The following is a 19232-nucleotide window of genomic DNA, read 5'->3' as shown; positions in this document are numbered from 1 at the left end:
GAGGTGACCCACTCGCAGAACCGATCCCACAAGGATGCGGATTCGCGACGTTGTAATGTGGTTGTCATGGTTCGGATGATTGCTATCGACTTGTTAAGTCAAATGAATGATTATGTTTAATACTTTACAGAGAACATTAAGGTTTGTAAAGGAAATGAGGATTAGCGTTCCTGAATGCATCGATAAGTTTTAGTTATAATTTGGGCGATCGCCATGCAAGATACTCACCCCCGTCGCCAGACCTTAGCCGCGTGGTTTGATGGGGATGTATCTGTAACCCTCCCAGAGGTAGTCTTAGACCCATTTTTAGAGCCTGAATCCATCCAGGATATCGCCCATAGTCTCCAATCATGCTGCAAGGAGTTATTCGATATTCTGCGACAGTCAATTCCTTCAAAGGAAGCGTTCCGTCAGGCGGCGCGGCTTCTATCTCCGGAACGGCGGTCAATACTACTAATTAATCCTTATAAGATAGTATTGTAGATGAGACGGCGCAACGGAGGACTTCAAATGCCAACAGTTCAAATGAAAAACAGTGAGGTTAAAGAAGTCCCTGATGAAGAAATGCTGCTTTTTATTCATCAAAACCGCGCTCTCATCCAAAACCGTCAATCCGAGCGCAAGCGATCAATCAAGAGGGTAGAGTCACCTGCGTCACGTCTACCAATAAATAACGACGTTTACTCCCTTATCCTCGTACTGATATATGCCGCTCTCTGATTGCGCTTCTGTCTCTGAATATTCAACAATACAATTTCTAAAAAAGCGGTATTGGGTGTTCGAGTTATCTCCGGGCTGTTCTCGGTATTCTTCCTCATTCCCTAGTTTGACGTAAACAAACATACCTTTGTATTTGCCGTAAAAGTCTTCATTTGAAATAGCCTCTTTAAATTCAAGCGGATTTAATGCTTTAATTCGTTTTGTTAGCATATATTTTTTCCTTTTATATATTTTTTCCTTTTTATGACAATAAATAGCTTTAAACTAAAAAGCAGGCTCTGATCGTCTTTACAAATAACCCTTAAATGGTTACTCGCAAAGCAGCCTCAAAACCTGCTCAAGAATACTTAATATTTAATTGCAAGCACTTTTAAAGTGCTACTTACCATTATATAGCAATTCTAAATAGACGGCAATATCATCTATCTAGATTATCCCCGGTGACAGCCGAGCTATATCTACGCCAAAATGTCTAAGTTTCGGTGTTGACGAAAAGGTTTATCCTATGATTCGCACTTGCTTATATTTTTTGAAAAACTCTCTAATATTAGACCTAATAAAAAAATGTAAAAAACAGATAAAAAAAGGATTTATTGATATGACTATTAATAACCGTAACGGGAATAACTATGATGACAGATTTGTAATCTCAATTGCCTCCCGGCAACAAAGTCTGTTGAGACTGAATCAACTGCTCCGGATTGAGCAAAAATAGCGGCGAGTCTTCTGGATTTTGCCTCACCAAAGCACTCACACAGCGAAGATTCCCCTGAGCCATATAATCCGCCGTTAGCGGCTTAAACGCCGACTCAGGCACACGCTGTAACGAAGGCGGCGAATCAATCGGTAACCCCACAATTTTGCCAGCTCGGTTCTGCACAATCAGCAGGTAACGTTGCTCAGTATCATCCTCCCATTTCACCGATGCTGTCCTGGCAGATTCCGCCGCCTCCCCCTGACTATAACTGAGCGATAAATTTGGCAGTTCAGTTCTCTTAAAAATCCGATGGTCTACATCAATCACCAGTAATTCTTGGTCTTGATAAAGAGTTAACCCCACGGCACCCCCCTGGGGTGCGCCATAAATTTTGCCCCTAGGAATCACTTTTTGCACAGCTCGAATCGGCAAAGCAAAGCCTTCCGTATAAAGGCTAAAAACAATTAATTGTTGGGTCGGTTGAGGCTTGCGATTGGTAGATCGTCGGGAGGAAAGCGGAGAAAAAACAGCCATAGTCTGAATTATGAATTATAAATTATGAGGGAGATAGGGGAGATAAGGGAGTTAATTCACGCGCCATGCCCTATGCGCGAAGTGAAGGATCAAAACCCAAAACCCAAAACTCAAAACTCCCTCACCTTTTTTAAACCGATACTTTGCCCCGAATTAACCGCTCTAACGTGTCTAATAAATCACGCTCATTGTAAGGCTTAGAGAAATAGCCACTTGCACCCAAAGTCATCGCTAATTGGCGATGTTTCTCCCCAGTTCTAGAGGTCAGCATCGAAACAGGTAAATTGCTGAAAGCCGGGTCAGATTTGATCCGAGCCAAAAAGCCGTAACCATCCAGGCGAGGCATTTCAATATCACAAATAACCGCTTGTACTTGTAATCCACCCAACAGTTTTTCCACAGCATCTTGACCATCTTTGGCTTGTTCCACCAAATACCCAGCCTTTTCCAAAGCCAACGCTAAAAATCGGCGCACATTTATCGAATCATCAACCACCAGAACCGTATCTCTCTGGGGTTGAGGCGTCGCCACATTGAGTGGACGATCACGACTAGGCGCATCCAGTTGAGGTAATTGCTCCACCAGAGACCCTTCCGTGTCCGGCGTGCGCTCACTCCTCATCCAGCGCAGCAATGAAGCCGCATCCATCAGCGGTACAACCTTACCATCACCAAGAATCGTACAACTAGCAAACCCAGAAGGCATAGAAAGAGGACCTTCCACTTGGCGAATCGCCACCTCCTGCTCACCCCAACAGCGATCCACCTGTAATGCAATCAACTGATCACTAGGACTAATCATCAGCACCGTTGGCTCACTAATACTAGGTACACCTTCAGGAGTCGTTATTTTACGGGAGCAATTAAACGTTAACCACGCACCTAAACGAATCAGAGGAATCATCTCCTCTTCCCACTTAAGAACCTCACTACCCGGAGTCGTCAAAATCTGCTCATCATCAAGTAAAAGTATTTCCTCAATCACATCCGTGGGAAATGCCAACATGGTATGATTACTCTCAACCAACAGAACTCGCGCCACAGACAAGGTAAACGGTACCGTGAGCGTAAACGTTGTCCCCTGACCCGGTTGAGTATCGACCCGGATATCCCCCCGGATTTGCTTAAGATTATTACGCACCACATCCATCCCGACACCTCGACCCGACAGGTCAGTCACCCGTTCGGCGGTGCTAAAACCGGGCTCAAAAATCAGCGAGAGCAACTCATCCTCACTAGCCGCCGCCAGCAGTTCAGCATCCAAACCCATTTGTTCAGCTCTTGCCCTGATTTTATTCAGGTTAATCCCATTCCCATCATCACTAATCGTAATAATCGTCTGGTTCCCCCGGTGAGCCGCTTTAATTTCAATTGTCCCCTGAGCTGGTTTCCCTTGAGACTGACGAATATCAGGTTTCTCAATTCCGTGGTCAAAAGCATTGCGAACCAGGTGCATCAAAGGATCTGAGAGCGCCTCCAAAATACTGCGATCAATCAGAGTCCCCTTCCCAGAAACCTTAAGTTCAACCTCTTTCCCATGCTGTAACGCCAGATCCCGTAAAGCTCGTTGAAATCGCCCCACCAAATCAGACAAAGGACGCATACGAACCCGAGTCAGATTCGTTTGTAGCTGCTTAGCCGTTTGGTTAAGTTCGCGAACCGTCCCGTCGGTATCTTCCAGACTCAATTCAATATCAGACGTAACTTCCTGAATCTGGACAATCGTTTCCATCACTTCCATCGACAGCAAATGTAAATCGCTGTAATGGTCCATTTCCAAAGCGTCAAAAGCGCTGCTGATATCTTCCAGACTGTCCTCATGTTCACCGCTGGAAGTATTCTCCTTAGGGAAACCCGTCAGATTTTGCACCGGTGTCGGACGCCATGAACCGCCCGGTTTGGTCGCCAGAGAACTCACCAGAGATTTTAACCCCACTGGCACAGAACTGACCCCTGTTGCCACAGTATCATAGGTAGTACGCAGGCGAACATTCGATTGCTCCAGATGGCTAACTCGGCGGCTGAGTTTTTCCATCAAAGTACGCAAACGAGCCAAGTGTAAGCTAAGACCATTACGCTCAATAGTCAGTTCTCCAAACAAATCGTTAAGCCGATCCAGTTGTCGAACTGGAATACGGACAGTATTTTCTGGAGAATCCTTAGTTGCTCTTTCTCCTTGATTCGACGAGGTTTTCACCTCTTGCCATCTCACCTCACCGGCACTTTCCACGCCAGCATCGCGATCAAAAGTCAAGGATAGAGAGCCACTGAAGGACGTTGTAGCCGTTGGCTCAAAAATACCCTCGTCACTAACTAACGGTTGGGCAGCTTCAGTTTCTGGATTATAGTCAAACTCAGCCGCCGTTCCCGCCGCTTCTACAAACTCAGTTTCTGGATTATAGTCAAAATTAGCTGCCGTTCCTGCTTCTTCAACAAACTCAGCGTCTGAGCTATAGTCACTCAATTCTGCGGCCGTTCCCGCCGCTTCCACAAACTCAGTTTCTGGGGTATAGTCAAACTCAGCCGCCGTTCCCGCCGCTTCAACAAACTCAGTTTCTGAGCTATAACTGTCAAATTCAGCAACCCAATCCTCTTCCACCAACTCCGTTGCAGGCGTCGGTTGAATCGTCGGTGTTACAACAACTCCCGGCACTTCGATATGAGTCGGCAAGCTACCGACTTGATTCACCAAAACCAGCGCTTGCGATCGCCGCCAAGCTTGAAGCGCCGCCTTAGCAATCTCTCGAATTTGATGGGGAGCAGCTTCTATGCTTTGAACCACAGACTCGCACAAGCTGGTAAAAGCCTCCAGTTGTAGCATCTCACCCAAACCCCCCAACTCTTGAGCAAGAATCGAAACTTCTTCCTCTAAGCAAGGCGCTTGGGGGTCCTCAACAACCGATTCCAAGCGAGCCAGACACCCCTCCACCTCAGTTTCAAAAAGTAAGGCAGCAACATTCGTACCATCTTCCGCCCCCAGCATACTACTGGCATCTTCCTCAACCGGATCACCCAGGCGTTCATGTAGCTGATCAAAAATCGGCGTCGCTTGAGTAGAAATCCAATCAGAGTCAACATCCGTTCCCTGGCGATTGAGGGAAAGCACTTGGCTCATGCGATCCACCGCCCCTAACAACAAGCCCTCAAGTTCAGCATCCACATTCAAGGAATTTCTCTGAACCTTCATCACTTTAAACGAATCTTCCAGACGGTGAGCCAGATGACTCAACGTCTGATACCCCATCATTCCCGCACCCCCCTTAACCGAATGAGCCGCCCGCAAAATCGAATCCATTTGCTGACTCTCTATATGGTTCCCAGCTAAACCCAGGAGTGCCGATTCAATGGTGTCCAAATAATCCTGGGCTTCTTCGAGAAACTGGAGCTGAATTTCAAGTTCCTTGTCCTGTGACATGGTAGAAACATATCTTATAGAGTATGAAGTGTGAAGTTTTGTAACTTTACCCTTCTGTACCAACGTTGAACGCACCCACAGATGCCTGCAATTCCTCCGCAATCCCCACAGTATCTTGGAGAGAGCTAGCTACTTGACGAGTCGAATTCGACGTGCGTTCAGAAAGACGAGCAATATCCTTCATCAACTCAGTAATCGCTTGGGACGTTTCCGCTTGAGACACCGTAGCCGTCGAAATCGACTGCACCAACTGATCAATCTGGCGAGACACCTCTAAAATTTGACTCAAACTCTGCTTAGCATCCTCAACCAGATGAGTCCCTTCCACCACCTGAGACGTACCCAATTCCATCGCCTCAACCACAGACGCCGTTTCTTGTTGAATATTCTCCACAATCTGTTCAATCTCTCGTGTCGCTGCAGCTGAGCGAGCCGCCAATTCCCCAACTTCTTCAGCAACCACAGCAAACCCTTGACCTTCTTCCCCCGCTCGGGCAGCCTCAATCCCAGCGTTAATCGCCAATAAGTTCGTTTGCAGGGCAATTTGGTTAATCAAAGACACCACTTTAGAAATCTGTTGGGACGATTCACCCAAACGCTTGACTTTTTTGGCAGTTTCTGCAACAGTCTCCCGCAAATTGAGGATATTCTTCACCGAACGATCCATAGCCAGTCCCCCGGCTTCAGCCGTCGTTGAGGCAGTGCGAGCCACAGCCGCCGCTTGACGGGCATTCTCTGCCACCTGTTGAATCGAACGAGTCATTTGCTCAACCGAATCCAGAGTACGAGTGATTTCCTCCGCCTGTTTAAGCGCCTCCTCCGACAGTTGACGGATTGCCCCTTCATTTTCACCTAAGGACGTATTCACCTGAGTCGCGGCAGTTTTCACGCTTGTAACAATTCCCCGCAGACTTTCAATCACAGCATTAAAAAAGTCAGCAACCGTGCCAATTTCACCCACAGTCACATCCGCCCGCACAGTCAAATCCCCTCGGGCAGCACCTTCCACATCAGAAAGCAACTCTAAAAGCTGAAGCTGGAGAGATTCCTTTTGTTGGCGCTGTTCTTGAGATGCCAACTCCGCCTCAATCCGGGCTTGTTCCCGCTGTTCCAGCAGATTAGCTTGATCAAGGGCAAAACCCACTTGAATCGCCACCTGCTTAAAGAAATTAATTTCTGCCTCCTGCCAGCGGCGCGAACTTGAACATTGATGAGTAACCAAAAGTCCCAGTAAATTCCCCTCTGCCAGAATCGGCGCGACCAAATTCGCCTTAACCTTGAAGGGTTCGAGCTGACCGAGGTAACATTGATTCAAGTCTGCCTCATAAATGTTTTCATTGCTACTGACATGACCCCGCTTGTACTTTTCCACATATTTGTCAGCAAAACAGGGGTCAGCAATATTGGCACCCAGAGCTTTGGGGAAGGTGCGACCCACTGATTCAGCCACGATAGTGCCTTGCCAGTTAGCATCAAACAGATACACAATAGCTCGGTCGGTGTCTAGAGTTTGGCGCACACCTGTAATCGCCGCCTCGTAGATTTCTTCAACATTGAACGACTCCCGAATGTTAGAGGTAATATCGTTGAGTTGCTCAGCCAGTTCAGTAGCAGTTGCTTGCTGTTCCAACAGCGCCGCTTGGTCGAGGGCAAAGCCAATTTGGTCAGCAATTTGGGAAAATAGATCCGTTTCTGCCTCTAGCCAGATGCGGGGTTTGGAACACTGGTGACCACAGAGTAAGCCATAGACTTTACCCTCTCGGATAATCGGTGCCATCATATAAGCTTTAACCGACAGTTCCGAGAGCATGGTGTATTCCCAATCGCTGCTTTTCGTATCATCAAGGTTATCACCGATACGAACCTGTCGATCGCTGTAGGCTTGAGCCATATCCCCGTCGTTTGCTGTCGCTTTAAAGGATTGTCCCCGAACTTTGCTCCAACCGGGGGCTACGGCTTCTGAAACAAATGTACCACTGTTGGTATCATCAAAGCGGAAAATCAACACGCGATCTGTCAAAAGTGCTTCACGAACCGCCGTTACAGCCATTTCCAGAATCTCCTCAGCTTTAAGCGACTGGCGAATCCGGGGAATAATATCATTCCAGCGCTGCACACGTTCAGCTTCAGCGGCTTTAGATGACGCCAGAGTAATACTACTTAATGAAAGACCGACTTGGGTCGCTAATTCTTTGAGGAAATCGATTTCCGAAGGTTGCCACACGCGGGTATTGGCGCATTGATGGGCGACCAATAGACCAATCAGAACGTTACCCGATACAATAGGCACAACCAAATTAGATTTGACCGAAAGTCGGGCTAATAGCTGAAGGTGAGCTGGAGAATAACCCGTTTGCTGAACGTTAGATGTCGGGACAACCCGCCCTTTGCGATACTCTTCTAGAATTTTTCGGGGAATGCAGGGGTCTGTAATTTTGTCCATCAGCGCCCTGGGCCAACCGGGATCAACGGATTCAGCAACAATACTGCCACTCCAGTCCGGTTCAAACCCATAGATTACTACCCGATCCGCATTGAGTTGTTTTTTAGCTTCCGTAACCGCCCGATCAAATAGAAATTGCTTATCCCCTCGACTCGCCGCATTGACCGTTTCAGCATAGGTTCGTAGCGCCAGGGCGGACGCTTTTTGCTCTTCCAGAAGTGTCTGAACTTGAGAAACCATGCGATTAATATTAGAACCCAAACTGGCAAGTTCGTCTTCTCCTGCGACACGGAGACGGGTATCCAAATCCCCTTGAGCCAGTTTCTGGACAGCGCTGGAAGCCTCAAGAATTGGTTCAACAGCACGTTTAGCCAGTAACACAGCGACAATACCCGCTAACAAAGCCGTTATACCCGTTCCCCACAGCAGGTTTGACAGAGTTTTGCTCGACTTGTCTATTGCGATTTCTTGCTTAATAGTTTGGTTAACCACAACATAGTCCATAACCCCAATTCCGAGGACGGGGACGACGCTAATTGTTACCGCGCAAACTGTGGCTTTGGTCGATAACGAAAGTCGCCCCCACCATGAACCTGTTTTGGCAGACCCGTCGGTTACAGAGGCAGGAGTTGCACTGACTGGAAAAGTCGGAGCCACATTCATTTTATCCTGGAAGTCGGCACCGTAAATGGAGCCATTATCCCTCACGCTATTACTCTTGATAGTATCTGGAATTTGGTTATCACCATTGCTGGCTGTATCGAATTTCTGAACCATGAAACAAGCACCATTGTGTGATAATAAATTGGCAATGAGATAGAAAGCTGTAACAAAAGCCCTCTTCCCCGAACTCCCACCCAAGCTATCTGGAGCCAAGAATTCAATCGCTCTATTCTGTTTACTTATCGCTGTGCGTAACCCATAATTGCCTCAGTATCCAGAACCAATAAAATTTCTCGATCTTGTAAAGTACATCCGCGTAAATAGGGAACCAAACTCGATGACACTTGACCGTGGGGCGATTGAATAGAATCCGGTGTAAGACGCACCACACCTTCAACAGTTTGGACAACTAGCCCTAAAGACCCTGAACTATTGCGGATAATGATGATGCTGTATTGCTGAACATTCGTCAGAACTTCTGGTAACCCTAACATCTTCCCCAAATCAATCACCCACAAAACGCGAGAACGCCGATTCAGCAATCCCAAGACGTAGGGGGGCATATTTGGCATCGGTGTCAGTCGTCCCGGTGGCAAAACGATAACTTCCTGCGCCCGACTCATTGACAAAACAGCCGATGTTTTTTCACCTAACTGAAACCTAAGGTACGTATCTCCCTGATTTTTCGCGTGCAGGTTTTTTTTCGGTAAGAGAGCGAGTGCGTTTGTCAGGGTGGGTAAATCTGGCATAATTTTATTTATGGATCATTATTCATTGGTCATAAATTATCGGTTTTTACAATAAACAAACGATAATAGACAAATGATTGACTGTTCTACAGAGCGACTGATTTTATGGCACGTAGAATTTGTTCGCGGGTAAAGGGTTTAGTCAGGTAGGCATCGGCACCTTGTTTCATCCCCCAAAGGCGATCAATTTCCTGGTTTTTAGATGAACAAATTACAATGGGAATCTTTTCAGTAACGGGATGAGTCTTAAGCCTACGACACAGCTCAAAACCGCTCATTCCTGGCATAACTACATCAGTAACAATTACGTCTGGCTTTTGCTCCAAAACCTTGTTAAGCGCTTCTTTCGCACCAATGGCATTGATAACGTTATAGCCACTTTCCCTAAGATAATGGCTCATTAATTCCAGTTCCGACAAAGTATCTTCTACAATCAAAATTGTACCCATTAAAGTTTTGCTCATCGCTCACCTATCCTCATAAATTAATTAAAAATCAATTCATTATCATCCTCAGCTAAGATAAGTGTTTAAACACCATCTTTAGCAATTCGGATTGGTTAAACGGTTTTGTCAAGTAGCCCGATGCTCGGACTAACTTTGCCTTGGCTCGGTCTAGAAACCCAGTATGACCTGTTACCATGATGATGGGAGTTGTCTTGAAAAGCGAATGCTTCCGCAAGAGAGAACATAATTCATAGCCATCTAAGTTAGGCATTTCAACATCCAGCAAAATCAGGTCAGGCTTAATCCGAACAACTTGCATTAATGCCCTTACCGGGTCATTAATCATGACTACCGAGAAGCTTTTATCATCCAAAAAAGAATTAATCGCATTCAATACCGTTGTACTATCATCAATACAAGCAATCGTGTACGTGGTTTTTTTCTTGGCAGTAGTTTGAGTTGCACCCGCACTGCCACTAGCGTTTGGAGATTTATTGGCTAAATTTTGGCTAGGTTTTTGAATTAACTCTAATTTGGTGGGAGTGCTATTTTGAGCCGAAGCATTCGGAGGAGCGCTAGACGCCGCATTGACGGATTCTGAAGATTGCTGGCGTCGCAATTGTTCGTGACAGCGTTCAACTAATGTTCGTAGTTCAATGCGACAGAACTTAGGCAAATCCCCGAAGTTATCTTGAGGCATTAATTGGTAAGTTCCTTCTCTGACAGGAAGCAGCGAACGAATAACCTCTTCCGCCAGTTCCTCGATGAGAGTTGCGGCTTGGGCTGAGGTGAGATACTGTTGATTGACTAACCAGTTAATAGCTTGGTAATCTGGATTTTGACTCGACTGACTCTCTAAGTCGGACTCAAATAACAAGCGAACCTGAACCCGAACAGCACTGACAAGTGTCGGAATTTCACGAGAAAGCTGACGCAAATGGCGGTCAAGCCGCTCGAAGGGATCAACTGAATCTGAAGCATAGATTAGCTTACCCTGTTCTAGATGGATTGACCAAGACACAGATCCACTCGATATTTGTAAACAACCATTAGCCTGACGACTAGATAATTGTGCTAATAACGAGAGCGGGTTTAGCCTTTGAGAAGATCTGTAGCTAGCCATAGAAATGGTGTTCATGTGTATCTACCTGGGTCTCATCCAATCGTCGCAACTAGAATTGTTGACTCACGCCCTTACAAAGTACTTTTCACTTCGGAATCACGTTGCCACTCAAATAAGAGCATTTTAAGGTTTAATCAGAGCTTCCGGTTGCCGAAAAATACTCTTCTTGATCAGCAATGACCAACAATTCAGCCTTATTGAACTTTTGGCATTTTTTTATCCCTGTTCCATCGCCGTCCGGGCGATGGAAAAGTTTTCTCTTCAGGGAGTAGCTGCATCCCGAAATGAAGGGGTGATAAAAAAATCGCACCTAAGCGGGCAGGCGTGACTCTTTTACTTAAAATTAGATCACGCTTGTGCAAAAAAGCATGGGTCAGAGTGTCTATCAAGAGTCCGCTCTCAACATGGAGATATGCTGGCTTTCGTCACGCAAGCTGTCTTGTTGGCTTTGTTTCAAAGTCAATAAGAGATAGAGCTAAACTAAAAAGCGGTAATGCATCCTCTGGCAACAAAAAAATCTCCAGTTAAGGGTAGATTTACAAAAGCAAGGACTTCTTATGCATAATTTTAACAGAATTTTATTATAAACTAGGTAAAGCGATGATAAATTATTTAAGAATTATATAAAGGAATTGTGGATACCTTTATTTATGTTTCCCGGTATAATAATTTAATGACTGTTGAGGTTAAACAGAAAATCATTTTAAAAACTACCGCAAATAAATATTAAATTATGCTAAAAATTTCCCGAAATTCATTTATTCAATTGTTTTCAAAAGCCGTTGAATCTTGGGTTGCTGCTGTCGTTTTAATGATTCCGGAAAACTTAACTCCATGGCAATTCGGTAAGCCGGTGCATTGGTAATCTGTTCCAATCGCCCTCCTGTCGGCGTTGGCACCAACTCTTCTATCATTTCCACCTGAGCCAACAAACTCTGAGGCTGAGGGGCATCTTTATCTTGACTCACCAGTAAACCAATCAGCGGTCGGGTTTGTTGCATGGTTTCCAGGTTCAAAATATGGTGTTCATCGAATTCCAATCTTAAATCCTGGGTACCGATTTCCATCACTCTAGCCGTATAAGAGTGACCTTCCCACCCGTCCCAGTAAAGCTGCGCCACAGCCTGAACTTGTTTACGTACCGTGCTTTTGACACCCATCTTCTCCGCGATCGCCGGACGGAATTCCACGAAGACGCGCTTAATCGAGGTAACAATAAACTTGAGGGATTCCCAAGGATTATCCTCCTCGGCGCGGCTTTGGGAAAACCACTCCTTCACCTCCGAAAAAATCACCAAAGTCAGATCATCGATTTGAGTGCGGCTAAGATTGATAAAATCAACAAAAATCTTAGCCTGGAGTTTACTCGTCGCGATCGCCCGGAGTACCCGAGCATTCAGTAACACCCGCGCCCCGTAGTCTCCCACCAACTCAATCTTGACTTCATCCGGAATATTAGGCCACTCATCCAGCAGAATCTGGGCACCGGTTTCACTCACATCAACTGTCATCCCCGTCCAACGGCTACCCCCACTATGAATAATCGCGGTTAAGTTTCGTTGCAGACGGTGCGCCCGTCGGAGTTGGGGTTGCTCGAATGCCACCAGAACCGCTGCTAATAGCAAGAACAAATTAAAGATACACCACAGAGCATTAATTAGAACCGCCTGAGTATCTTCTGGACTAAGAATTAACCAAAAAGGTAAAGTAAGCAAGGATGCCGAAGCAATCGCACTGACAATTACCAGATACCGCACCGACTCAAAATCAAAGCTGCGCTTGGTCACCGAAAGCCCTTTATCGGTCACATTAAACGAACCAAGTCCGGGATTCACTACAGCTAAAAGAGTGACAATCCCTGCCTGGAATGACATGGCAAACTCAAAAATCTCGTTCCAGAAGGAAAAGCGCACATGCTTGTAAGGAATGTGGTTAGTCTGCATCGACAGAACAATGTGAGGCAGCGCATAAAATAGAGTTTCTAGCCCCAAACCTTTAACCGAGTTAATCCCAAACAATAAAAATAGCGGCGGCGCCAGAGCATACATCAGGCGAGGATAGCCATAGAAAAAGTGCGATGTGGCACTGAAATAACAAATCCGCTGGGGAATCGTCAAATTCAGTTTCGGGTTGATTAGCGGATTCTCCAAGCGCAGAATCTGAGCCATACCCCGCGCCCAACGCACTTGTTGACCCACATAAGCCGAAAATTTCTCCGGCGCTAAACCTGCGACCATAATTTTGTCGTAGTAGAAAGACTTATACCCCAGCGAATGCAGCCGGAATGCCGTGTGACAGTCCTCCGTCACCGTTTCTGTAGCAATCCCACCGATTTGCAGCGCGTACTCTTTGCGAATTACCGCCGCTGAACCACAAAAAAACGCCGCATTCCAAAAGTCATTCCCTTTTTGCAGTACCTTATAAAACAATTCGTTCCCCACCGGAATCTTACCCTTAGTGAGCAAATTTCGCTCAAACGGGTCAGGGTTATAGAACCAGTGAGGCGTCTGGACAAAAGCCACCTGGGGATCAAAAAAGAAGCCGATCGTATGCTTCAAAAAATGTTTGACGGGCATGTGGTCACAATCAAGAATTAACACCAAATCGCCCTTTGTCCGGCGAAACGCCGTGTTAATATTCCCCGCTTTGGCATGGTCATTATTATCCCGCGTCAACATAATTGCGCCTAGTTCTTCACAGGTTTTGTATAACTCGGCGCGACGGGCTTTATACTTTTCGGCTCTGCCATCATCTAAAACATACACCCTTTTTTTGTCCGCTGGATAGTCAATGGCGAGGGCGCACAGCGTCGTTTTGCGGACAATTTCGACATCTTCGTTATAAGTAGGAATATAAATATCAACACTGGGCCACTGATCTTCGGGATACAGGGAAAGGTCAACGGGTTGGCGGTCTTTGATTTTGAGTGTTTGAAAATAAGCGAGAACCAGTGTGGCAATGGCATAAAGTTCCGCCACAAATAACAATAAACTGAATATGCCATTGATCCAGTCATCCAGATTCAGGGTATAGTTGACGCGGTAATAGAGATAGCGCACCGTGGTGACTAGACTCAGTAACACTAAAAATAAATGAATATACTCACTCTTTTTTTTAGTAGGCTTTTGTCCTTCCATCTGTAGGGCAAAACGACCCACCACCAGAAGAAAGGCAGCGACCAAGGCTTGTTGCCAGATTGCCGGACGAGCCGTGATTAAGGGATGGAGCAATAACACCAGTGACCCAATTAGTAAAAGGATCTGATTGTTGGAAAGCCACTGGAAAATCCGGTCAAAGCAGTTGGGCAGGTGGTCTACCAGCCAATGGGTTAATTGTTCACGCTGTTGTGGCGAAATCCAAAAGCGTGTACGACTGAGCTTCGACTTACTTTTTGAGGATGGACTCGTCATCGGGAATTAGTCCTTAGGAATTAGTCATTGGTTATGGGTTATTAGTCATTGGTTATTAGTTATGGACAAAAATACAAACAACTGAGCGAGGGTCTCAATCTACTGTAATAGTGCTGAGATTTTTCCCACACCCCACACCCTACACCCAGTCTCCGCTTTTCAAGCGTTCTTAAGAGCCCTTCAGGACAAACCCCATTATTTCTCCTGACCAGCAACCCGCTTGAGATAGAGCTGAACAAGGGCGTAAAGGATCAGCGTTGCTGCCACCAGAGCCGGTCCCAACAGGAACCAACTTGTCCCCAACAGTCGGAGAACTCGGTTGGGCAGCGGCGTTTTTTCCACACTTACAAGCGGTTGTTGCTTGAAAAAATCAAGGTTGTAGGCATTTGGGCTATAAGCATCAGCTCCTTCAGAATTGGCACTAATCAGGACAGTATCATCCTGAATTTGGAAGAATAAAGGATCGTTGTGCAACAAATCCTGCACTTGTTCAAGACCTTTGTCCGTTTGAGCAGCAAGAGCCAATAGCACCCGTTCGTCATTCCAAGGAGAAATAATTTCCTTGACAACGCCATCATCATCGGGAGACGCCTGAATCTCGCTTTCGTCTAACTGGCGCGTCAGAGCGTCCCTCAGTTCAAAGCCACCTGCTGCGAAAACCTCTGGGAAAGGAAAATCCTTTTCGATGCCAACCCCTACTAGATGGTATTCTTCACGCACCTCTTGTGGCAACATATCGGCGGTGTAAACGGTAAATTGAACCGATTCTGCCTTGGTCAATCGTCCCAATCTGGCACTAAATTCCAACGCCGTCATCACATCGCCTTTTGAGGGAGTCTTGGGCAGAACTATTGCCATCTGGGACAAATCCTGAGGTGCGGCAAAGGGGTAACCGAAGGTGAGCAGTTTTAGGTCAGGGAGTTGGACAGACGTTGTCCGGTTAAGTTTAAAACTGGTATCGTTATGCAATGTACCCCAGAGCTGTTGGTCGGTTACCTTGCTACAGGAACGCCGTTCCCGCGCATCCAGACGGAAATCGACCTGGATTTTTGAGGTAGGTTTGATTCGGTCTCCAGGCAGGTCAATTTTCAGTGTCTCGCGAGTGCCACCATTGATGGACGTGAGCCGTTTGCCAATCAGGGCGACATCATCTAGCTTCACTTCCACTAAGGACGTTTTGGCATTAATTTGCGGTCCATAGCTGTAAACCAGAGTCATGGAGTTCCCTGACCCAAATTGGTCATCGGGTAATGCCCGAAAGTCAAATTCAATGGGTGGTGAATCCGAACCCCGAACGGTTATATCTTCAAAAGGCTGACCATTGCGGTTTGTCAGGTCAGACAGTTCAAATTCCTCTGCCAGGGGCAAATAGCCGGGCCAATCACGGGGCGGCTCTGAAGGCACAGCATCCAGGTCTTTCACTAAAATAGTTTGACCTGTACCAATCTTTTGGTCTTTGGACTGCACCAAAAACTGGATGGCTTTCTTCACCCCTTCTTCGCTATTACCCGTTGCCACTAGCACCGGGGCGACATCCTCTGGGGTAGTCGAGAGCATCAACACCCCAACATCGGGCGGTAAAGCTTTCTCCTTTTCATCCAGAATTTGATTATCCTTAATCGGCATGGGCAAAGCCAGGGACTTCAAGGCGCTTTGCTGTTCTGGAGTACCAATAATGACTAACTGTTCAGTTAACTTTACATCGTTAACCGTTTTAACCAGGCGAGTATTCAGGCGGCGGTAATCAGCGAGCCGACCTAAGGAAGCTTGGAAGCGACTGGTTGCCGTCAGCCACGTCTGGTCAACTTTAGACGGTAAAAGGTAAGTAATCTGATTGGGTTCTAAGCTGAGTTCGTCAAAGATTGGGTAGGGATAGCGATTAAAGTCTAGGGCAATAGGTTGGGGGTCGTAGTCAAAGGTGATTTTAGAATCAGGCAGAATCTCTGTCCACAGGGAAGGGTCGTAGGGGTCTTGGGTACAAGTGGGAGAATTATTTTGCAGCGCGGCAATGGTAATTTGGTTATAGTTCTGGAGTTGTGATAGCGGCACATCAAATACCGCATTGCCAATTTCGCCCTCCTCTTGGCTGAGTGGAATACTGCCAATGGTCGCCCCGTTAATCATTACAGTCAGATTGGAGCGGGTGGCATAGAGAGCCGGGGAATGGCGATAGCGGATCAGGGCCTTGACGGATTTGATCTTCCATTGGCGGGGACGGGTAAATCCCAGCCGTGCTTCGTCATAGATACCCCGCAAGCTGAAGCGAGAGCCGACGACTGGGCTACGGTTGAATTCTAAGACATAAGGGTCGCCTTGGGGCGCTGCCTTAACTTGTGGCGCTTGATTGTGCGGTGATGGTAGATCAAACTCTTGGCTGGAGCGTTCTTTCTTCTCATCAACCGCGCCTTCCCGATACGTCTCAGTCGAGGGGGTGATCGCGGGGGAAGCTGGGGCATTACTCTGAGCCTGAGCCAAGGTAGTGGTCAAGGCAAGGGGAAACGTGAAGCCGAGTAATAACAGTAGGATTAGATATTTTCGCTGGAAGCGGTTTTTTGGTGTTGAGGGGAGTTTGAGTTGAGTAAAGCGACGGTTGTGTCGGTGTGAATTTCGATTACTCAAAGGTAGATGGGTCAGTGCCTTGCGAAGAAAGCGTTTCATTAGTTGGAGTCTTGAGTCTTGTGATAAAATACCGCGTTATGAAATGCCACCCCGTTTTCCGCAATGTCCACAGGTTAAATTCTCAGCCCACACTGTACCCGAAGGGTAAGTGTGCAGTAGTTGACGCCGAGAGAGGACTTCAACTACTTGATACAGAACTTCTATAGGTCAATCCGGAGGCAAGATTATGCTTCCAGTCATTAATCCTCGCTGAAAGCGAGGGCTTGTAATCTGAAAAATACTTGGTCCTAATGCTCGTGCTGACGGTGTTACGCTGTACAACCCTGAACAAACGGGGCATACGCGATAGCGATGCTTTGACTATTAATAGCTAAAGCAAAGGAGCCGTCCCTCAAAGCCCGGATCATAATGTTCCGAGCGCCGCCCCAATCTCTGTCATGTTCATGACTACAGTTGGGGCATTTAAATGTTTTAGAGCCGCCTAGCTTGTTGTGATTGAATCCACATTTTGTACAAGTTTTTGAGGTGTACGATTCATTGACATCAATCACCACAACACCACGCTTGTTTGCCGATTGTTTAAGATGGCACTCAAAACGGTAGTGTCCCCAAGTCAACATTTGTCTAGCTGTTTTTGTATGCAGCTTGCGTTTGGACTTAACCACCATTTGAGATGTCTCAAACCTAGGCAGAAGGATGACTTTGTATTGACGGGTTAGGTAGTTGGCTACTTGTTTGTGGCATTCGTCAACTAAATTGCGGATTCTGATTCTCAGCCTTGTGGCTGCTCTTTTGTAAGAGCGCTTTTGTTTTCTGCTAGCTAGAGCTGCACGTCCCATGAGTTTGTCAAGGTGAGAACACAATCTTTGGATGCGTCCAATGTCTGCCTTACCAAACTCGACAAATGAGTCTCCATCATAGCCAGTCAAAAACGTTCGCACACCCGGATCGAGCGCGATTACCTTGTCGAGAATTCTCGGTTCAATCTCTTCGATTACCGGAATACAAGCAAACCATCTTTTTCTATCTCTGACAAGTTGCGTTGCCAACTCCACTTGCTCTGGTATTGGTTCAGATGCTTTAAAGCTTAAGCCCTTAGTCAAAGACGGAAACCATGTTTTTCTCTTGAAATTTACCTTGTGAAATTTGATGGCTTGAGACAATTGACGACAGCTTCTAAAGCTGGCTTCACCTCCTGCAGATGTTGCTTGCCACCAAGCGTCCCAAGCGTCAAAGATTGCGTTTTCTTTAGGATGAGATGGTGCTGAGGCTACCCAGTCCGGCAAGCTTAACCCATTTACATAATCCCTTAAAGAATATGCACTAGTTATTTTTTCACCGTCTTTTAAAGCGGCGAGCGCTTTATTGTATACATACCGCGTCGCCGCTAACCAAGACTTCCATTTCTTCTGCAATTCGGGTTCCGGATACACCCTAATCTTCAACGTTTTGTTTGGCTTTCTACCCTTTTTCTGGTGTCTGGATTTCTGCTTGTAGCTCTTGCTTGATTTGGTTTTCGATTCTTCGGATGGAGTAGAGACGACTTGAAAAGCTGTGGAGAATTGCGACGATATCTTGTACCAATTCGGCGTGGGGAGAGAGACTAACTTGGTTGAGAACCACGATTTTGCACTCAAACTGTTCGCATATCCATTCGATGATATCAAAGCCGAATCTTGCCAGTCTGTCTTTGTGGGCAACCACAATAGTCTCGATATCGCCTCGCAGAACTCGTCCCAAAAGGGTGACGAGTCCTTTCCTCCTAAGATTGAGTCCTCCTGCCACTTCCTTAACAATTTCAGCGCCAGGGTAGAGTGCTGATAGTCGTTCAACTTGTCGATCAAGGTCTGCTCTTTGTGGTCTTGTCGAAACGCGAGCATAGATAACAGTGGTGCGTCCTCCTGTTGGCGAGGATTCTTTTTTGATGAAGGTTTCGAGATCGTAGCGCCTTTGACCCGACGGCGTTCTGACCGTTTTAATTTTTCCAAGTTGTTCCCATCTTCTGAGGGTTCGCAGACAAACCCCCAGAGTGTTAGCTGCTTCATTAGGTTTTACATACTTTGCCATGGTAATTAGCCTAGCTCAGTATGTATTAATTGTCCAGCTTTGTTAAGTGAATTAGCGATTAGAGGCATAGCGATCGCGTCCTTTCAGCAAGCCAAACACAAAAGCCGTCCCCGTTTGCGACACGGCTAAAAAAAACGCAATCCCGCAATCCCCCGATCGCGATAAAGTAAAAAAGCGAAATGTGGGCTTCATTTTTCTATCTTAATCGGGGAGTTTGAGGGTATTCTTGCGCTCCAGGATGATAAACACCAAAAAGCGCCCCCCCTTTATGGGAGAGCGCTTTTGGTGTTTATTCAGTTAAGGTGACGCGAACAGTCGCATCTGTGTTACTTGAAAGTCGCGCCGT

General features: G+C 46.5%; 13 protein-coding genes. 1 reads left to right on the top strand and 12 read right to left on the bottom strand.

From position 1 onward, the window contains the following. Nucleotides 1–213: 213 nt before the first annotated feature. Nucleotides 214–483: a hypothetical protein gene (locus ACLGGO_RS30665; protein ID WP_446422136.1), complete on the top strand. Its 270-nt coding sequence runs from the start codon at nucleotides 214–216 to the stop codon at nucleotides 481–483. Nucleotides 484–660: 177 nt separating this feature from the next. Here the strand turns inward: ACLGGO_RS30665 and ACLGGO_RS30660 are convergent, their stop codons facing one another. The 12 genes from ACLGGO_RS30660 to ACLGGO_RS30605 form a co-directional block, all read right to left on the bottom strand. Beyond that, complete coding sequence (locus ACLGGO_RS30660; protein WP_446422135.1) at nucleotides 661–930, bottom strand: hypothetical protein; 270 nt, start codon at nucleotides 928–930, stop codon at nucleotides 661–663. 439 nt (nucleotides 931–1369) lie between these two features. Next, nucleotides 1370–1951, bottom strand: coding sequence for a chemotaxis protein CheW (locus ACLGGO_RS30655; RefSeq protein ID WP_446422134.1), 582 nt, complete (start codon nucleotides 1949–1951; stop codon nucleotides 1370–1372). 130 nt (nucleotides 1952–2081) lie between these two features. Further along, entirely contained in the window at nucleotides 2082–5366 is a 3285-nt protein-coding gene (locus ACLGGO_RS30650) for a response regulator (protein ID WP_446422133.1), read from the bottom strand. A gap of 46 nt (nucleotides 5367–5412) precedes the next feature. Beyond that, nucleotides 5413–8586, bottom strand: coding sequence for a GAF domain-containing protein (locus ACLGGO_RS30645; RefSeq protein WP_446422132.1), 3174 nt, complete (start codon nucleotides 8584–8586; stop codon nucleotides 5413–5415). A 125-nt stretch (nucleotides 8587–8711) separates the two neighbouring features. Further along, on the bottom strand, nucleotides 8712–9221 hold the full coding sequence (locus tag ACLGGO_RS30640; protein ID WP_446422131.1) for a chemotaxis protein CheW: 510 nt from the start codon (nucleotides 9219–9221) through the stop codon (nucleotides 8712–8714). A gap of 86 nt (nucleotides 9222–9307) precedes the next feature. Continuing rightward, nucleotides 9308–9685, bottom strand: a complete 378-nt coding sequence (locus tag ACLGGO_RS30635) for a response regulator (protein WP_446334594.1) — start codon at nucleotides 9683–9685, stop codon at nucleotides 9308–9310. 52 nt (nucleotides 9686–9737) lie between these two features. Continuing rightward, nucleotides 9738–10805 (bottom strand): response regulator, encoded by a 1068-nt coding sequence (locus ACLGGO_RS30630; RefSeq protein WP_446334593.1) that lies wholly within the window; start codon nucleotides 10803–10805, stop codon nucleotides 9738–9740. Nucleotides 10806–11548: 743 nt separating this feature from the next. Then, nucleotides 11549–14200, bottom strand: a complete 2652-nt coding sequence (locus tag ACLGGO_RS30625) for a glycosyltransferase (RefSeq protein WP_446334592.1) — start codon at nucleotides 14198–14200, stop codon at nucleotides 11549–11551. 195 nt (nucleotides 14201–14395) lie between these two features. Further along, entirely contained in the window at nucleotides 14396–16858 is a 2463-nt protein-coding gene (locus ACLGGO_RS30620) for a cellulose biosynthesis cyclic di-GMP-binding regulatory protein BcsB (protein ID WP_446422130.1), read from the bottom strand. A gap of 269 nt (nucleotides 16859–17127) precedes the next feature. Further along, complete coding sequence (locus tag ACLGGO_RS30615) at nucleotides 17128–18264, bottom strand: RNA-guided endonuclease InsQ/TnpB family protein (protein ID WP_446422129.1); 1137 nt, start codon at nucleotides 18262–18264, stop codon at nucleotides 17128–17130. A gap of 16 nt (nucleotides 18265–18280) precedes the next feature. Continuing rightward, on the bottom strand, nucleotides 18281–18886 hold the full coding sequence (locus ACLGGO_RS30610; protein WP_446334589.1) for an IS607 family transposase: 606 nt from the start codon (nucleotides 18884–18886) through the stop codon (nucleotides 18281–18283). Nucleotides 18887–18937: 51 nt separating this feature from the next. Beyond that, nucleotides 18938–19078 (bottom strand): hypothetical protein, encoded by a 141-nt coding sequence (locus tag ACLGGO_RS30605; RefSeq protein WP_446422128.1) that lies wholly within the window; start codon nucleotides 19076–19078, stop codon nucleotides 18938–18940. Between the last annotated feature and the right edge of the window lie 154 nt (nucleotides 19079–19232).

Source organism: Coleofasciculus sp. (assembly GCF_046565525.1).
Lineage (GTDB): Bacteria > Cyanobacteriota > Cyanobacteriia > Cyanobacteriales > Coleofasciculaceae > Coleofasciculus.
The sequence above is the reverse complement of the archived record's forward strand: the minus strand, read 5'-3'. Positions and strand labels throughout refer to the sequence as shown.

Coding starts and splice junctions, on each gene's coding strand:
- ACLGGO_RS30610 (WP_446334589.1), bottom strand. CDS start 18,886: ATGGCAAAGTATGTAAAACCTAATGAAGCAGCTAACACTCTGGGGGTT.
- ACLGGO_RS30665 (WP_446422136.1), top strand. CDS start 214: ATGCAAGATACTCACCCCCGTCGCCAGACCTTAGCCGCGTGGTTTGAT.
- ACLGGO_RS30640 (WP_446422131.1), bottom strand. CDS start 9,221: ATGCCAGATTTACCCACCCTGACAAACGCACTCGCTCTCTTACCGAAA.
- ACLGGO_RS30620 (WP_446422130.1), bottom strand. CDS start 16,858: ATGAAACGCTTTCTTCGCAAGGCACTGACCCATCTACCTTTGAGTAAT.
- ACLGGO_RS30605 (WP_446422128.1), bottom strand. CDS start 19,078: ATGAAGCCCACATTTCGCTTTTTTACTTTATCGCGATCGGGGGATTGC.
- ACLGGO_RS30660 (WP_446422135.1), bottom strand. CDS start 930: ATGCTAACAAAACGAATTAAAGCATTAAATCCGCTTGAATTTAAAGAG.
- ACLGGO_RS30625 (WP_446334592.1), bottom strand. CDS start 14,200: ATGACGAGTCCATCCTCAAAAAGTAAGTCGAAGCTCAGTCGTACACGC.
- ACLGGO_RS30655 (WP_446422134.1), bottom strand. CDS start 1,951: ATGGCTGTTTTTTCTCCGCTTTCCTCCCGACGATCTACCAATCGCAAG.
- ACLGGO_RS30645 (WP_446422132.1), bottom strand. CDS start 8,586: ATGGTTCAGAAATTCGATACAGCCAGCAATGGTGATAACCAAATTCCA.
- ACLGGO_RS30650 (WP_446422133.1), bottom strand. CDS start 5,366: ATGTCACAGGACAAGGAACTTGAAATTCAGCTCCAGTTTCTCGAAGAA.
- ACLGGO_RS30630 (WP_446334593.1), bottom strand. CDS start 10,805: ATGAACACCATTTCTATGGCTAGCTACAGATCTTCTCAAAGGCTAAAC.
- ACLGGO_RS30635 (WP_446334594.1), bottom strand. CDS start 9,685: ATGAGCAAAACTTTAATGGGTACAATTTTGATTGTAGAAGATACTTTG.